The following is a 14,954-nucleotide window of genomic DNA, read 5'->3' on the forward strand; positions in this document are numbered from 1 at the left end:
CACTCAAAAACAGCCCGCCGCATATGCAGCAGGCTGTTTGCTTTTTATAAGTTACAGTGCCTGATCCAGTGCAGCGGGCATACGCTCCACCTTGCTGATGTCTGCACCCAGACCGCGCAGCTTTTCCACGATATTCTCGTAGCCGCGCTCGATGTGGCCGATCTCCTCGATCTCACTGGTGCCGTCTGCCATCAGGGCAGCCACCACCATGGCAGCGCCTGCACGCAGATCCAGTGCGCGCAGCGGTGCAGGGGTGAGCTTATCCACGCCCTCAAACACAGCCACCTGACCGTCCACCTGCACGTTGGCACCCATCTTGCGCAGCTCGTCCACATAGCGGAAGCGGTTGTCCCACACGCTCTCGGTCACGGTGCTGGTGCCCTTGGCCACGCTCAGCAGCACGCCCATCAGGGGCTGCATGTCGGTGGGAAAGCCGGGATGCGGCATCGTGTTGATCTTCAGCGGCAGAATATCGCCGGTGCGGCGCACACGCACAGCATCGTCAAATTCTTCCACCTCCACGCCTGCACGGCGCAGCTTTTCGGTAATGGGTTCCAGATGCTTGGGAGTGACGTTCTTCACCAAAACATCGCCACCGGTGGCAGCAGCAGCCACCATGTAGCTGCCAGCCTCGATCTGATCCGGGATGATGCTGTAGGTGCAGCCGTGCATCTTTTCCACACCGCGCACCTTGATCACATCGGTGCCTGCGCCGCGGATGTTCGCACCGCACATATTCAGGAAGTTTGCCAGATCCACCACATGGGGTTCCTTGGCACAGTTTTCCAGAATGGTCTGGCCCTTGGCCATTACAGCGGAGAGCATACCGTTCATGGTAGCGCCCACGCTGACCTTATCAAAGAAGATGTGTGCACCGTTCATCTCCTTGGCGCGCACGGTGATCATGCCGTAGTCCACGCTGTCCTCTGCGCCCAGAGCACTGAACACCTTCAGGTGCTGGTCAATGGGGCGGGGGCCGAGGTTGCAGCCGCCGGGCATGGCCACCTGAGCCTTGCCAAAACGGGACAGCAGTGCGCCCAGAAAGTAGTAGCTGGCGCGCATCTGGCGGGACAGGTCGTCCGGGACGTTGGTGCCGTTCAGATGGGTGGTGTCGATCTCGTAGGTGTTGCGGTTGATCATTTTGATCTGTGCGCCCAGAACGCTGAGAATCTTCAGGCTCACCGCCACATCACTGATATCCGGCAGATTCTCGATCACACAGACATCCGCTGCCAGAATGGTTGCAGGCAGGACGCCCACCGCCGCATTTTTGGCACCCGAAATGGTAACTTCGCCGTGCAGGGGCTTGCCGCCCGTAATAACAAATTTCTCCAATTTTATGATCTCCTTGTCGGAGGCCCGCAGCCGCAGGCCTGTTAAGGTTCCTGAAAGCATTTTCCATAAAAGCTGCCTGATGTGCATGGGCCATAAGGCCGTACACGTACAGCTATCTTATTATACACAACTTTCACAAAAAAGCAAAGCCCCGCTTGGTGTTGTTTTATTATTTTCTGTTTTGCCCATTTTCGCGCAGGATATTCCAAAATTTTGATTTCTTTTTCAGGTATTTTACAAAAACCAGATCCATTGCTGTTGCGCTTTCTTTACCAGATGTGGTCTTCGCACCGAGTCTCAGTGATCCAGCCCAGCTGATAGGCAGCCACCAGCTGCTTGAGGTCGTGCACACGCTCCCGCAGCACCTCGCCCTCGTCGGTGTCCTCCACGAGAATGCGATGATTTTCGGTTTCCAGAATGTTTTTCTGGGAAATGATATCCAGATTATCCTTCACCGCTTTCTCGGCACTTTCAAAGGGCTGATGGGTACGCAGGGACATGGTGCGGCTGGAATACACCAGCGTGTAGCCCGCAATGCCAGTCTTTTCGTGGTAGGCACGGCAGAAACCGCCGTCGATCACCACCAGCCGTCCGCCGCCCTTGATGGGGCTTTCGCCGTTCTTTTCCCGCACCGGCACATGGCCGTTGACGATGTGGCTGGCACCGGGCAGGCCAAACTCGGCCAGAATGCGGCGGCAGACGGCCTCATCGTTATACCATGTATAATAGGGGTCCTTCACCTCGGTGTGGGTGGAAGCGTCCTCTACATAGAGCCGCTCGAAAGTGGTCATGGCACTGCGGCCAAACAGCGGCGAAAGCTTGCCGCACCACAGATACCACAAAAAATCCTGTCCGCTCTGGCGGGCAGCGCTGCCTTCCGGCGCATAGTAGCCCCGGCGGGCACGGGCATCGCAGTAGTCCATCAGTGCGCGGCCGGAGTAGCGGTGGCCCTCAAAGCGCTCCATGGCAAAGGTGCCGCGGCTGGTCATGGGCACAGCGCCATGGTAGAGCAGGTTGCCGTTCTCAATGTGGTACACGCTGCCCTTTGCATAGAGAAATTCCACATGCTGCTGCAGTTTTTCGCTCTGGCGGAAGGACTGCACCAGCTTGCGCAGCACCAGCTGTTCATCCGGGTGCAGTGCGGCCGGGTCGGCGGGGTCCACCGTGGGGAACGAGGTATCCCGCAGCGGATACTCCTTTTCGCCGATCTTTACCGTGTGCTTTTCCCAGTCGATGCGGCGCAGATAATCTCGCTCCTGCATCTGGAAGTCCGGGTTGCGGTCGATGACATGGCACTCCAGCTTGAACATCAGAATGCTGATGGCCTTGTGCATCACGGCACAGCGGTGCAGCATTCCCCTGGTGTAGGGGCCGCGGGCCGCATCGGTATGAGGCATCCAGATGGAAAGATCATCATTGCCGTAGAACTGCTCGGCCATGCGCTGCAGATGGCGCAGGTTGATGCCGTAGCAGTCCTCCAGCATTCCGTGGTTATGATAAGCCAGCGTGGTCTTGAGCACCGTGCAGATGCAGATGGGGCTGCCCGCAGCGGCACCCATCCATACTACATCGTGGTTGCCCCACTGGATATCCACATTGTGGTGGCGCATGAGCAGATCGAGGATGATATCCGGGCGTGGGCCGCGGTCGAACAGGTCGCCCACGATGTGCAGCTTGTCCACTGCCAGATGCTTGATCAGCTCGCACAGCCGCACGATAAAGCGGTCGGCGCGGCCATTTTCAATGATGCTGCCCACGATCTGGCCGTAGTACAGGTCCTTGTCGTGATCCTCAAAATGGGCGTGGAGCAGCTCGTCCAGAATGTAGCCGCAGCTGGCAGGTAGGCATCTGCGCACATGGTCGCGGGTATGCTTGGAGGACACCAGACGGCAGATATCAATGAGCCTCAGCAGCGTTTCGGTGTACCACTGATCCAGTGCTTCCTCGCTGGTACAGCGTGCCTTGAGCTGGGGCAGCTTTTCGTTGGGGTAATAGATCAGCGTTGCCAGCTCGGCGCGGGTATGCTTCGGCACGGTATCGCCCAGCACCTGATCTACTTTTTCGCGAATGACACCGGAAGCGGAATTCAGAATATGCACAAAAGCTTCATTCTCGCCGTGCAGGTCGCTCATGAAGTGCTCGGTACCCTTGGGCAGCTTGAGCAGTGCCTGCGTGCTGATGATCTCGCTGGCTGCCGCCGCCTGCGAAGGATAATCCCGCGAGAGCAGGGTCAGGTACTTGAGATTATCGCGGATCTCATCGGTTTCGGTGCGCATGGTCTCCTCCATCACAACGTTCTCTCCGCCGCAGTCCGCCACATGGACCTTGCAAAGATGTTGCTTTCTATATGTATTATTTTTTCCTTATCTTATAGTATAGCACGTCCGGGGCGAAAAGTGGTATACTGGGGCTGACAAACTTTCAGCAAAGGACTTTGGATATTATGCCGAAAAGCGATTTCGTCTCCGTTCCCTCTTCCTGCACCCTCTGCCCGCGCCGGTGCGGGGCCGACCGTACTGCCGGGCGCACCGGTTTCTGCGGCGCGGGCGGCACCTTAAAAGCAGCCCGCGCTGCCCTGCACTACTGGGAGGAGCCATGCATCAGCGGCACAAAGGGCAGCGGCACGGTGTTCTTTTCCGGCTGCACCCTCAAATGCTGCTTCTGCCAGAACTATCCCATCAGCGCCGAGGGCCTTGGCAAGGAGATCAGCGTGGAACATCTGGCAGAGATTTTCCTGAATCTGCAGGAGCAGGGTGCCAACAACATCAATCTGGTCACACCCGGCCAGTGGCGGCCCTGGATCATTGCCGCGCTGGATATTGCCCGGGCTAAGGGCCTGCATCTGCCCATCGTATGCAACACCGGCGGCTACGAAACGGTGGAAAGCGTGGAAGCATGGCGCGGATACATCGACATCTGGCTGGCCGACCTGAAATACGTCTCCTCCGCCCTCTCGGCAGAGCTTTCCTCTGCACCGGACTATTTTGCGCAGGCAAAGCCCGCCATTGAAGCCATGATGACACAGGCCGGGCACCCGGTGTTCAATGCAGAGGGCATCCTGCAAAAGGGGGTCATTCTGCGGCACCTTGCCCTGCCCGGCCATGTTGACGACAGCTTTGCGGTGCTTGACCAGATGGCCGCGTGGAACGATGCAGACCCCGGATGCTTCATCCCCAGCGTCATGAGCCAGTACACACCGTTTTACAAAGCCGCAGAGCACGGCATCGGACGGCGCATTACCACCTATGAATACCGCCGGGTGGTCAACTATGCCATGGACAAGGGACTGGCGCAGGGCTACATGCAGCAGAAGAGCAGCGCAAAGGAAGAGTATACGCCTTCTTTCGATTTGACAGGGGTATGAATTCGTCAAATCTCCCAAAAAAGGCTGATTATTTTCTCTTGCGTCCCCGCGGAAGTGCTTGCAATCCCATCCGGGTCGGATTATAATGGATACAACGATGTGTTAACAGAACTCTGATGAGCTGTAAATATCAGGAGGAGCGTTATGGAACATTTCAACCCGATCCTTGGCAACGATACCCCCGGCCAGAAATTCATCACCTGCGGTGAGATCATGCTGCGCCTGACCCCGCCGAACTACGAGAAGATCCGTATGGCATCCGGCTTTGAGGCCAGCTACGGCGGCAGCGAGGCCAACATTGCACTGGCACTGGCTAACCTTGGTGTGGACAGCACCTTCTTCAGCGTGGTGCCCAACAACAGTCTGGGTAAGAGCGCCGTGCGCTGGCTGCGTTCCAACGACGTGCATTGCACCCCTATGATCCTGACCGAGCCGAACGAGACTCCTTCCAACCGTCTGGGTACTTATTATCTGGAGACCGGCTACGGCATCCGTCCGTCCAAGGTCATCTATGACCGCAAGCACAGTGCCATTACTGAGTACGATTTCTCGCAGGTGGATCTGGATGCTTTGCTGGACGGCTACGACTGGCTGCACCTGAGCGGCATCACCCCGGCACTGGCACCCAACTGCCGTGCCCTCATTCTGGATATGCTCAAGGTCGCCAAAAACAAAGGCCTGACCGTCAGCTTCGACGGCAATTTCCGCTCCACCCTGTGGAGCTGGGAAGAAGCCCGCGATTTCTGCACCGAGTGCCTGCCCTATGTGGATGTGCTGCTTGGCATTGAGCCGTACCACCTGTGGAAGGATGAGAACGACCACTCCAAGGGCGACTGGAAGGACGGCGTGCCTCTGCAGCCCAGCTATGAGCAGCAGGACGAGATTTTCCAGCACTTCATCGAGCGGTATCCCAACCTCAAGTGCATTGCCCGCCATGTGCGTTATGCGCACAGCGGCAGCGAGAACAGCCTGAAGGCCTTCATGTGGTACGACGGCCACACCTTCGAGAGCAAGCTGTTCACCTTTAATATCCTTGACCGCGTGGGCGGCGGCGATGCCTTTGCCAGCGGCCTGATCTACGCCATGCTGCACAACTACAGAGCCATGGATATGATCAACTTTGCGGTGGCAAGCAGTGCCATCAAGCACACCATCCACGGCGATGCCAACATCACCGATGATGTGAGCACTATCCGCAACCTGATGAACATGAACTACGATATCAAGCGGTAATCGCTTTTTCCCGGTCTGGTTTCCTGCTTTTGTGCAGGAGACCAGATTTTTTTGTGGGCAAACACTTTTCCTGCCGGTTTTTTCTGTTATACTACAGGTATGTCATTTTGTACTTTATTTCAGGAGGTTTTTCATGCATTCGACCCGTTTCCAGCGCCTGCACCGGAGGTTCGGTGCCGCACTGATGCCATCCAGGATCGCCTTTCTGGCCGTTCTTCTCTATCTGATCTCATTGATCCCGATTTTCCTGTTTTCATCTTACTGTCACCCTCTGGCAGACGATTTTACATACGGACTGCTTGTGCATCGGGCGGTTGTTTCCGGCGGCGGGATCCCGGAGATTCTGTCCGCTGCAGCGGAAACGGTGCGCGACTACTATTTCACTTGGCAGGGGACGTTTTCAGCAATTTTTCTATTTGCATTACAGCCGGGGGCTTTTTCAGAGTCTGCCTATTTTCTCACCCCATTCATCATTATCGGCTGCCTGAGCCTTTCCACCTTCGTCCTGATGCATTTTGTCTATTGCAGGCTTCTGGGCGGAAAAAGCAGTCAGGCCGTGATCCTCTCCGCGCTGACGCTTCTGCTCTCAGTTCAGATGGTGACCAATCAGGCGCAGGCGTTTTACTGGTTCAACGGCGCTTCCTATTATGCGGTCTTTTATTCGTTTTCGCTTCTCTTTTTTGCCGGGATCGGTACCCTGCTGCTGGACGCCGGCAAAAAAGTGCATCCGGTGCTGACTGGGTGCTGTGCATTGCTTGCGGTTCTGATCGGCGGCGGAAATTACAGCACCGCCCTGACCACCAGCTTCATCGCCTCTGTTCTCTGCGCCGCATGGTTATTTTTCAAAAAGCCCGGCCGGTTCCGCCTTGCTGTGATTCTTCTGATCCTGCTGGTTTCCTTTGCAATCAGCGTTCTTGCGCCCGGAAACGCTGTCCGGGCTGCCCGCGAGGCATCCATTTCCCCCGTGCTGGCCATTCTTCTTTCTCTGTCCAACGCTGTTATCTGGGTGATGAGCTGGGTCAATCTACCTCAGATCGTCCTGTTTGCGATCGCCGGGGTGTTTTTCTACTGCCTGCCGGATCGCCGCATCCTTCCGTTCCAGCATCCGGTGCTGGCAAGTACTCTGATCTTTGGCCTTTACGCTTCGCAGTACACCCCGCCGCTGTATGCTATGGGCTACATCGGCTCCGGGCGTCAGATCAACATTTACTGCTACAGCTCCTACTGGTGCATTTTTGCAATCCTCTATTACTGGATCAACTGGTTCAAACACACCCGTTCCGAGCCATCAGGGCTGCCCGCTTTTCTTGCTGTACCATCCCACCGGGCAGCTTTCTTTCTGGCAGGCATCCTCATGCTGGCCGTCGGTCTGGTGGGACCGGAGGATCCTCTGCCCTCTCTCCAGCGGCTTACCTCCGGCAAGGCAATCACTGCCATTGTCGATGGCTCTGCAGACCGGCATGAACAGGCTTATCAGGAACGTCTGGAGCTTCTTCTGACACCTTCTGATGTCTGTGTTCTTCCGGGGCTTCTGCCGCCCTGCCCGCCGTTTGAGGATGATCTTCTTGCCGCATCCGAAGATGACGGTGAATACTGGCAGAACGAAGCTCTGGCGGAATACTTCAATCATGAAAAGGTCGTTCTGGACGCTGCAGGCTGATGCCTGCTTTCTCACAGAGCAAAAAAGGGGCTATTGCAAAATAAAAATGCGCTAGCATCGTGCAAAAGTAGGAACCCGGAACCTGTTCCGAGCCAAGCGGCTCAAGAAGGTTCCGGGTTTCTGTTTTTGTGCTATTTGCTTTTTTAGCGCTTCTTTTTCAGGTAGTATCCAATGCCAATGGCATCTGCCAGCGCCCAGCCGATGGGCACGCTGAGCCAGATGCCGGTAACGCCCAGCGGCGTGGCCGAAAGCAGATAGGCCAGCGCCACGCGGGTGCCCAGCGATGCAATGGTGAGCACCACCGACATCTGCGGCTGGTTGACGGCGCGGTAATAGCCGTACTGCAAAAACAGAATGCCGATGCCAATGTAGCACGCGCCCTCAATGCGCAGGTAGTGCACACCGGCGGCAATAATAGCCCCTTCGCCCGGGTCGATGAAGATGCTCATGAGCGGCGAAGCAAAGGCGCACACCAGCACGCTGATGCACACGCAGAACATTGCGCTGCACAGGCCCGCACTGCGGATGCCCTTTTTGATGCGATCGGTCTGGCCCGCGCCGTAGTTCTGGGCCACATAGGTGGAAAACGCATTGCCGAAGTCCTGCACCGGCATGTAGGCAAAGGAATCGATCTTGACCGCCGCCGCAAACGCCGCCATGATCACGGTGCCAAAGCTGTTCACAAGACCCTGCACCATCAGGATGCCAAAGTTCATGATGGACTGCTGGACACTGGTCATGACGGACAGATTGAGGATGATATCCAGATTCTTTTTGTCCCAGCGGCAGTCGGCCTTTTTGGGGCACAACTGCGGGAATTTTTTGAGAGTGTACAACCCGATGCCAATGCCGGACACGAACTGCGAGAACACTGTTGCGCCCGCCGCGCCCTTCACTCCCCAGTTCAGCACCAGCACGCACACAAGGTCCAGAATGACGTTCAGCACCGCCGAAACCGCCAGAAACAGCAGCGGCACCACCGAGTTGCCAATGGCGCGCAGCAGGTTTGCAAAGTAGTTATACAAAAAAGTAGCCGTAATGCCCAAAAAGATGATGAGCAGGTATTCCTTCATCAGTGGGCGCAGCTCCTCCGGCACCCGCAGCACCCACAGGATTCCGTCCAGTCCCAGATACACCAGCACGTTCAGCACCAGCGAGATGCCTGCAATGAGAACGAACGAAAGGAACACGCTCTGCCGCATCCGGTCCTGCTCGCCGCTGCCATACTGCATGGAAATGGCCGCACCGCTGCCCATGCACAGGCCCAGCAAAATAGAGGTGAGGAAGGTCATGAGGGTATAGGACGAGCCCACTGCCGCCAGCGCGTCTGCGCCGAGAAAGCGGCCCACTACCCATGTATCCGCAATGTTGTACATCTGCTGCAGCAGATTGCCCAGCATCAGCGGCAGAGCAAACAGCAAAATGCTGCCGGTGATGGGGCCTTTGGTCAAACTACGCTGCATTGTTTCCGATTCTCCTTTTATAACGCTGTTTCAGCCGGTGCACTGGCTCTGCCGCCGTCCCGCCTTGAAAGAGATTGCTCTCTTCCTGCAAACTTCTGACGGTACTCTCTGGGCGTGCAGTGCTTGATCTCCCGGAAGGTCTTTGTAAAGTAGCTGGTATCCGAAAAGCCGCAGTCGGCACCGATCTCGCCGATCTTCATGCTGGTGGAAAGCAGCAGCTCGGCGGCCTTTTCAATGCGGTACTGCTTGACATACTGGATGGGTGTGATCCCCAGCAGCTGCCGGAAGCTGCGCAGGCAGGCGCTCTCACTCAGGGCCACACAGTCGGAAATGCGCTCCACGTTCAGTTCCTCAGCATAATGCTCTTCCACAAAACGCAGCATCTGTTTCATGCGCTGGGCCGCGATCTGCTCCTGCTGAGAGACCTTTGTTTTTCCACCCTCGCACTGCATTCCCAGCAGATGCACCGCCGCCGAAAGATGGTACCGCGCCTGATTCTCATAGTCAAAGACCTCTTGGGCCACTGCGTCCCAGACTTCCCGCAAATGGCAGAGCACGGCCTTCTGCCCGTTGTCTGCCTCGTCCAGCAGAAAGAACGCCGGTGCTCCCGGCTGAAGCAGCGGGTGTACGAGCTTTTGCCAGAAGATGGTATCCATACCGCCGATCAGGCGCGGATGGAATACCCCGGAATGCAGCAGGGCATCCCCGGTCTCAGCCTGCTCCACCGCATGGAACACTCCGGAATTGACAAACACGCCCTGCCCGGTCTGCAAAATCAGACGGGCTTTGTTCACGTCCACCGCCAGCGGGCCTTTTACGGCAAGGATGTATTCAAACTCTTCATGCCAGTGCCATGCTACCGAATAGCTTTTGAGGTCTTCTGCATAGCAGGCAATGGGAAACAGTGCGCTGCCGTGCTGCACCAGCTCCCTGCCCTCGCTATCCGCCACAATATCCGGCGGGCAGTTGAGCCCGCCCGCTGCTGCACAGCTGGTCTGAAAAGCCACGATCAGCCATCTCCTTTCGTTCAAGGTGCACATCCGCATCCGCGCCGGTTTTGTTGTATCAATCGGGCGTTTTTATCCTAACATTCAGCCCTGATGTGTGATATTATTACATCAGCAAAGCACACGATGCATTGCAAGTATAACACCCTTCCCTGAGGAACTCAAGGTTTATGGTACAGCTTCTGCTTCCGATCATTTACATCTCGTTCATCAGTCTGGGCCTGCCGGATTCCCTGCTGGGGTCGGCGTGGCCCTCCATGTATCCGGCGCTCGGTGTGCCGGTGTCCTATGCGGGGCTGATCTCCATGATCATCTCCTTTGGCACCATCGTTTCCAGCCTGAACAGCGACCGGCTCACCCGTGCGCTGGGCACTGGAAAAGTGACCGTCCTCAGTGTGGCCATGACAGCTGCCGCGCTGTTCGGCTTTTCGGTCTCCACACAGTTCTGGATGCTCTGCCTGTGGGCCGTGCCCTACGGGCTGGGCGCAGGCAGCGTAGACGCGGCCCTGAATAACTATGTTGCCTTACATTATAAAAGCCGCCACATGAGCTGGCTGCACTGCATGTGGGGCATCGGCACCATGATCAGCCCCATGGTCATGGGCCGGGTGCTGGCAGGCGGCGGGCCGTGGACATCCGGCTACCGGTACATTGCCCTGTTCCAGATCCTGCTGAGCGCAGTGCTCTTTTTCAGTTTGCCGCTATGGCAGGGCCGTACTGCAGGCACTGAAGCCGAAGCTGCTTCGCCGCAGGCGCTGAGCCTTGGACAGGTATTCTGCCTGCCGGGTGCCAAAGAGGTGATGCTGTGCTTCTTCTGCTACTGTGCATTGGAGACCACGGCCGGTCTATGGGCCAGCAGCTACCTCACGCTGACGAAAGGCGTTGCCGCCGGCACTGCCGCCAGCTTTGCCAGCCTGTTCTACATCGGCATCACTGCCGGGCGCGCCGCCTGCGGCTTTTTGACCCTGAAATTCAACGATACGCAGATGATCCGCATGGGTCAGTGCATTCTGGCCGCAGGGGTGCTGGCTCTGCTGCTGCCCGGGCCGCAGGTCCTTGCCCTGAGCGGTCTTGTTCTTGTGGGGCTTGGCTGTGCGCCCATCTATCCCAGCATCATCCACTCCACGCCGGAACACTTCGGTGCGGACAGATCGCAGGCGGTCATCGGCATCCAGATGGCAAGCGCCTATTTGGGCAATCTGGCCATGCCGCCGCTGTTCGGCCTGCTGGCAAACAACATCACTCCGGCACTGTTCCCTTTTTACCTGCTGGCACTGCTGGTGCTCATGGTATTCATGCACGAACAGCTGGTGCGCAAAACAAGCCGCTGCTAATTCTGCCATTCTCCTATTTCATATACAGCAAAAGGCTCCCTGTCCGGTCTCGGGCGGGGAGCCTGCTGTTTTAAAGGAGTTATTTACAGGATGCACCGGCTGATGGCGTTGGCGACCGCAAACAGTTCCTGCTGGCCGATAAAGCCAAACTTTGCCTCGTGTCCGTCCGCAAAGCAGACGGTCAGCTGCGATGCCTGCATCGGGTCGCCAAAGCCTGCCGTCTGGATCCCGAAGTGCAGCACCTTGCGGTACGGCAGCACAAAGATCTGCTGCCGGGTTCCGGTAACGCCCTGCATATCCACCATGATGATGCGGTGGGTGGTAAAGATCACCTGATCGCGCACCGTCTTGTAGGCACCCACGATGCTCTCACCGTCCAGCAGCAGCGCGCGGGCATTTTTGCAGATGTCCTTTTCCTGAAGGCGGATGAGGTTTTCCATTGGCTTATCACGGAATTCCATGGTTTTTGTCCCCTTTCCTGCGTGGTTTTCTGCCCTTATTGTAGCATTCCTGCAGGCGGTTTACAAGATGTGCTCTCGCCTTTTTGGCCGGGCTGTGCTATACTGTATGCCAAAGAGATTCTTATAAAAACGAGGTAACTCCCATGGAGATCATCATTCATCAGGCCATTCTGCACGTGCTGGACACCACCATGGATGCGCCTGTACTCAGCGGCAGCGGCATGGAAATGACCGCCGAAAAGACCGCCTATTTCCAGTACCACATCGAAAAGCTGCTTGCCAGCGACGATATCCGCCAGTGCCGCCCGCTGCCGGATTCCGCCTTTAAAAACGAGCTGGAGCACAACCACGATTTTGTGGACCTCTCCTGCCGCATCGCGGGCGTTCTGTTCGACTACATGCACGCGCACACCACCATTCCGGGGGCAGACCTTGCCGTGGTGGATTTTACCCGCGATGGTGAGCCGTGGCTGGGCATCCTGAAGTTGAACTACAAAAACGGCTACACCCACTACACCGAGACCGTAGAGGGTGCCCCGGTGAACTCCATCATCCAGCAGCGGGCCTGCCTGCCCAGCCAGAGCGGCAAGGTGGAGGAAGGTGCCCTTGTCAATCTGACCGACTACTCCATGAAGCTGCTGGAAAAAAAGTTCGACATCGACGGCCACAAGGATTTTTACCTTTCCACGGTAGTGTTCCAGTACACCACCGCCCAGCCGGAAAAGAAAAAGCTGCAGGCCATTCAGGAAGCCGCCGTGCAGGCCGTGCAGGAAAACTACGCAGATCAGCCCCACGTAGAGGCTCAGGTCGCGATGCTGATCGCCAATCAGGCCGCAGACAACGACAATCAGGTATCCATCCAGCAGGTGCGTCAGCAGTTGGAAGAGGAATATCCCCTTGCCGCCGTGCCCTTTGATGATTATGTGGAAAAGAGTGATGTGCTGGAAGCGCCTGAGCAGCCCGTGACCGTGACCCCTGCGCGCATCCGCCGCATGGAGAGCCGCAGCATCCACACCGCCAACGGCATTGAGGTGAAGATCCCCACCGAACTGCTCAACTCGGACAACGAGGTGGAATTTCTGCACAGCGACGACGGCAGCATCTCGCTGCTCATTAAAAATGTGATCCTGTAAGAAACGATTTAAACTTGTCTCCGCGCACGGATCGCGCTCCGACAATATCAGCGGAATCATTATTTTCATATTTGCAAAAGCCGAAAAATCTGCGGATTTTCCGGCTTTTCTTTTTTTCACAGGAAGGAGCCGTAACGGGAAACAACAAAAAAGCCATCGTTTTTGCATTTCTGCATCAACGATGGCTTCGTGTTGGAGCGGCCGACGAGGCTCGAACTCGCTACCTCCACCTTGGCAAGGTGGCGCTCTACCAGATGAGCTACGGCCGCATATTGGAAACCCTGCTGGGTTTCCTTGACTGGTGCCTCCGATCGGAATCGAACCAATGACACGGGGATTTTCAGTCCCCTGCTCTACCGACTGAGCTACAGAGGCATAAGCGGTGCAATTATCCCTGCACCCTCCCGAGCGATTCTCTCGAATTTCGGGGCCCCCGCGAAAGCTTGCAAAGCAAGATTTTGTGGGGAAGATGAGAAAGTCTGGCGTTCATCACGGCAGTCTTGCTTGCAAGACCGCCCGATGAACTGCAGGACTTTCGACGAAGCGACCCGGATCGGGCTCGAACCGACGACCCCCAGCGTGACAGGCTGGTGCTCTAACCAACTGAGCTACCGGGCCAAATGGTGGAAGTTAACGGGCTCGAACCGCTGACCCTCTGCTTGTAAGGCAGATGCTCTCCCAGCTGAGCTAAACTTCCACAAAATGGAGCGGCCGACGAGGCTCGAACTCGCTACCTCCACCTTGGCAAGGTGGCGCTCTACCAGATGAGCTACGGCCGCACATTCCATGTGTTTGTGCCGGACTGTTTACCGGCGACGCTGATTATTATACCGTACCGCCCGGCAATTGTCAACCACAAATTTGCATTTTCTGCAAAAAAGTTGGAAACCCGCCTGTCTGTATTCAAAAAGCTTCACTTTTGCGGGCTTCACCTGTGTCATTATTCAAGTTTGTCACGGCATACACGAAGAAAATTGATTTGCTTTCCCTTTTGTAAACTATTATAATGGAACGTGTCATTTTGTCGCCTGTAAGAGCTGCGTCTGTTATGCCGCCGAGGGCATACAGGCGCGTTTTCGTGCGCAGAAATAGGAAAAGCCAGCATAAAGGAGCAAACACAATGTATAAGATCACTGAAAAAGTCGCGCTGAATCCCACCGTGACGAAGATGGTCATTGAAGCCCCGCTGATCGCCAAAAAGGCAAAACCGGGCCAGTTTATCATTGTGCGCCCGTTTGAGGACAGCGAGCGCATCCCCCTGACCGTGGCCGGTTACGACCGTGAAAAGGGCACTGTGGACATCATTTTCCAGATCGTGGGCGGTACCACGATGGAGCTGAACAGCCTGCAGGTGGGCCAGAGCGTCCACGACTTCGTTGGCCCGCTGGGCCGCGCCACCGAGGTGGAAGGCCTGAAGAAGGTATGTGTCGTGGGCGGCGGCGTAGGCTGCGCCATCGCTCTGCCCATTGCCCGTGAGCTGCACGAGCAGGGCTGTGTGGTGCACAGCGTGGTGGGCTTCCGCAATAAGGACCTGCTGATCCTTGAGGATGAGTTCAAAGCCTGCAGCGATGAGCTGCGCATTATGACCGACGACGGCAGCTATGGCACCAAGGGTGTTGTTACCGCTGCACTGGACGAGCTGGTGGCCGCCGGCAACCAGTACGATCTGGTCATCACCATCGGCCCGCTGATCATGATGAAGTTCGTGGTCAAGACCTGCCAGAAGCATGGCCTGAAGAGCATCGTTTCCATGAACCCCATCATGATCGACGGCACCGGCATGTGCGGCGGCTGCCGCCTGACCGTGGGCGGCGAGACCAAGTTCGCCTGCGTGGACGGCCCCGACTTTGACGGCGATCTGGTGGATTTTGATGAGGCAATGGCCCGCGGCACCATGTACCGCCCGTTTGAGGCACACGCCCGTGAAGCGGCATGCAATCTGCTCAATCAGGAGGTAAAATAAG

General features: G+C 56.7%; 11 protein-coding genes and 5 tRNA genes. 6 read left to right on the top strand and 10 right to left on the bottom strand.

What is annotated here, in order from left to right; genetic code table 11:
* Positions 1-51: 51 nt before the first annotated feature.
* Both DXA66_RS00360 and DXA66_RS00365 read right to left on the bottom strand, forming a co-directional pair.
* Complete coding sequence (locus DXA66_RS00360) at positions 52-1,335, bottom strand: UDP-N-acetylglucosamine 1-carboxyvinyltransferase (RefSeq protein WP_242959267.1); 1,284 nt, start codon at positions 1,333-1,335, stop codon at positions 52-54.
* A gap of 269 nt (positions 1,336-1,604) precedes the next feature.
* Positions 1,605-3,623 carry a fructose-1,6-bisphosphatase gene (locus DXA66_RS00365; protein WP_097777594.1) on the bottom strand — a complete coding sequence of 673 codons (2,019 nt, stop codon included), beginning with the start codon at positions 3,621-3,623 and terminating at the stop codon, positions 1,605-1,607.
* Between the two features lie 155 nt (positions 3,624-3,778).
* On the opposite strand from DXA66_RS00365, the gene DXA66_RS00370 reads away from it, so the two are divergent.
* From DXA66_RS00370 to DXA66_RS00380, 3 genes are all read left to right on the top strand, one after another.
* Positions 3,779-4,699 (top strand): radical SAM protein, encoded by a 921-nt coding sequence (locus DXA66_RS00370; protein WP_118526061.1) that lies wholly within the window; start codon positions 3,779-3,781, stop codon positions 4,697-4,699.
* A gap of 144 nt (positions 4,700-4,843) precedes the next feature.
* On the top strand, positions 4,844-5,932 hold the full coding sequence (locus DXA66_RS00375; RefSeq protein WP_118526063.1) for a sugar kinase: 1,089 nt from the start codon (positions 4,844-4,846) through the stop codon (positions 5,930-5,932).
* Positions 5,933-6,065: 133 nt separating this feature from the next.
* Complete coding sequence (locus tag DXA66_RS00380; RefSeq protein WP_118526065.1) at positions 6,066-7,592, top strand: DUF6056 family protein; 1,527 nt, start codon at positions 6,066-6,068, stop codon at positions 7,590-7,592.
* Positions 7,593-7,735: 143 nt separating this feature from the next.
* On the opposite strand, the gene DXA66_RS00385 is transcribed toward DXA66_RS00380, so the two are convergent.
* Positions 7,736-9,055 (bottom strand): MATE family efflux transporter, encoded by a 1,320-nt coding sequence (locus DXA66_RS00385; protein WP_118526067.1) that lies wholly within the window; start codon positions 9,053-9,055, stop codon positions 7,736-7,738.
* Between the two features lie 17 nt (positions 9,056-9,072).
* Entirely contained in the window at positions 9,073-10,062 is a 990-nt protein-coding gene (locus tag DXA66_RS00390; protein WP_243089001.1) for an AraC family transcriptional regulator, read from the bottom strand.
* A gap of 170 nt (positions 10,063-10,232) precedes the next feature.
* Between DXA66_RS00390 and DXA66_RS00395 the strand changes: the two genes are divergently transcribed.
* On the top strand, positions 10,233-11,396 hold the full coding sequence (locus tag DXA66_RS00395) for a sugar MFS transporter (RefSeq protein ID WP_118526071.1): 1,164 nt from the start codon (positions 10,233-10,235) through the stop codon (positions 11,394-11,396).
* Positions 11,397-11,479: 83 nt separating this feature from the next.
* Here DXA66_RS00395 and DXA66_RS00400 read toward each other — a convergent pair whose 3' ends face one another.
* Entirely contained in the window at positions 11,480-11,857 is a 378-nt protein-coding gene (locus DXA66_RS00400) for a PH domain-containing protein (protein WP_118526073.1), read from the bottom strand.
* Between the two features lie 143 nt (positions 11,858-12,000).
* Here DXA66_RS00400 and DXA66_RS00405 point away from each other — a divergent pair, with 143 nt between their 5' ends.
* The gene (locus tag DXA66_RS00405) at positions 12,001-12,990 is read left to right on the top strand and encodes a nucleoid-associated protein (protein ID WP_118526075.1); all 990 of its coding nucleotides are present in this window, start codon (positions 12,001-12,003) and stop codon (positions 12,988-12,990) included.
* Positions 12,991-13,183: 193 nt separating this feature from the next.
* Here the strand turns inward: DXA66_RS00405 and DXA66_RS00410 are convergent.
* From DXA66_RS00410 to DXA66_RS00430, 5 genes are all read right to left on the bottom strand, one after another.
* A tRNA-Gly gene (locus DXA66_RS00410) sits at positions 13,184-13,259 on the bottom strand.
* A gap of 30 nt (positions 13,260-13,289) precedes the next feature.
* Positions 13,290-13,365: transfer RNA gene (locus DXA66_RS00415), tRNA-Phe, on the bottom strand.
* A gap of 169 nt (positions 13,366-13,534) precedes the next feature.
* A tRNA-Asp gene (locus DXA66_RS00420) sits at positions 13,535-13,608 on the bottom strand.
* A gap of 3 nt (positions 13,609-13,611) precedes the next feature.
* Positions 13,612-13,687 (bottom strand) — tRNA-Val (locus tag DXA66_RS00425).
* Positions 13,688-13,693: 6 nt separating this feature from the next.
* Positions 13,694-13,769: transfer RNA gene (locus DXA66_RS00430), tRNA-Gly, on the bottom strand.
* 341 nt (positions 13,770-14,110) lie between these two features.
* Between DXA66_RS00430 and DXA66_RS00435 the strand changes: the two genes are divergently transcribed.
* Positions 14,111-14,953 carry a sulfide/dihydroorotate dehydrogenase-like FAD/NAD-binding protein gene (locus DXA66_RS00435; RefSeq protein ID WP_044954207.1) on the top strand — a complete coding sequence of 281 codons (843 nt, stop codon included), beginning with the start codon at positions 14,111-14,113 and terminating at the stop codon, positions 14,951-14,953.
* Position 14,954 lies beyond the last annotated feature (1 nt).

The sequence above is a fragment of the Faecalibacterium sp. OF03-6AC genome (assembly GCF_003478175.1).
Taxonomy (GTDB): Bacteria; Bacillota; Clostridia; order Oscillospirales; family Ruminococcaceae; genus Faecalibacterium; species Faecalibacterium taiwanense.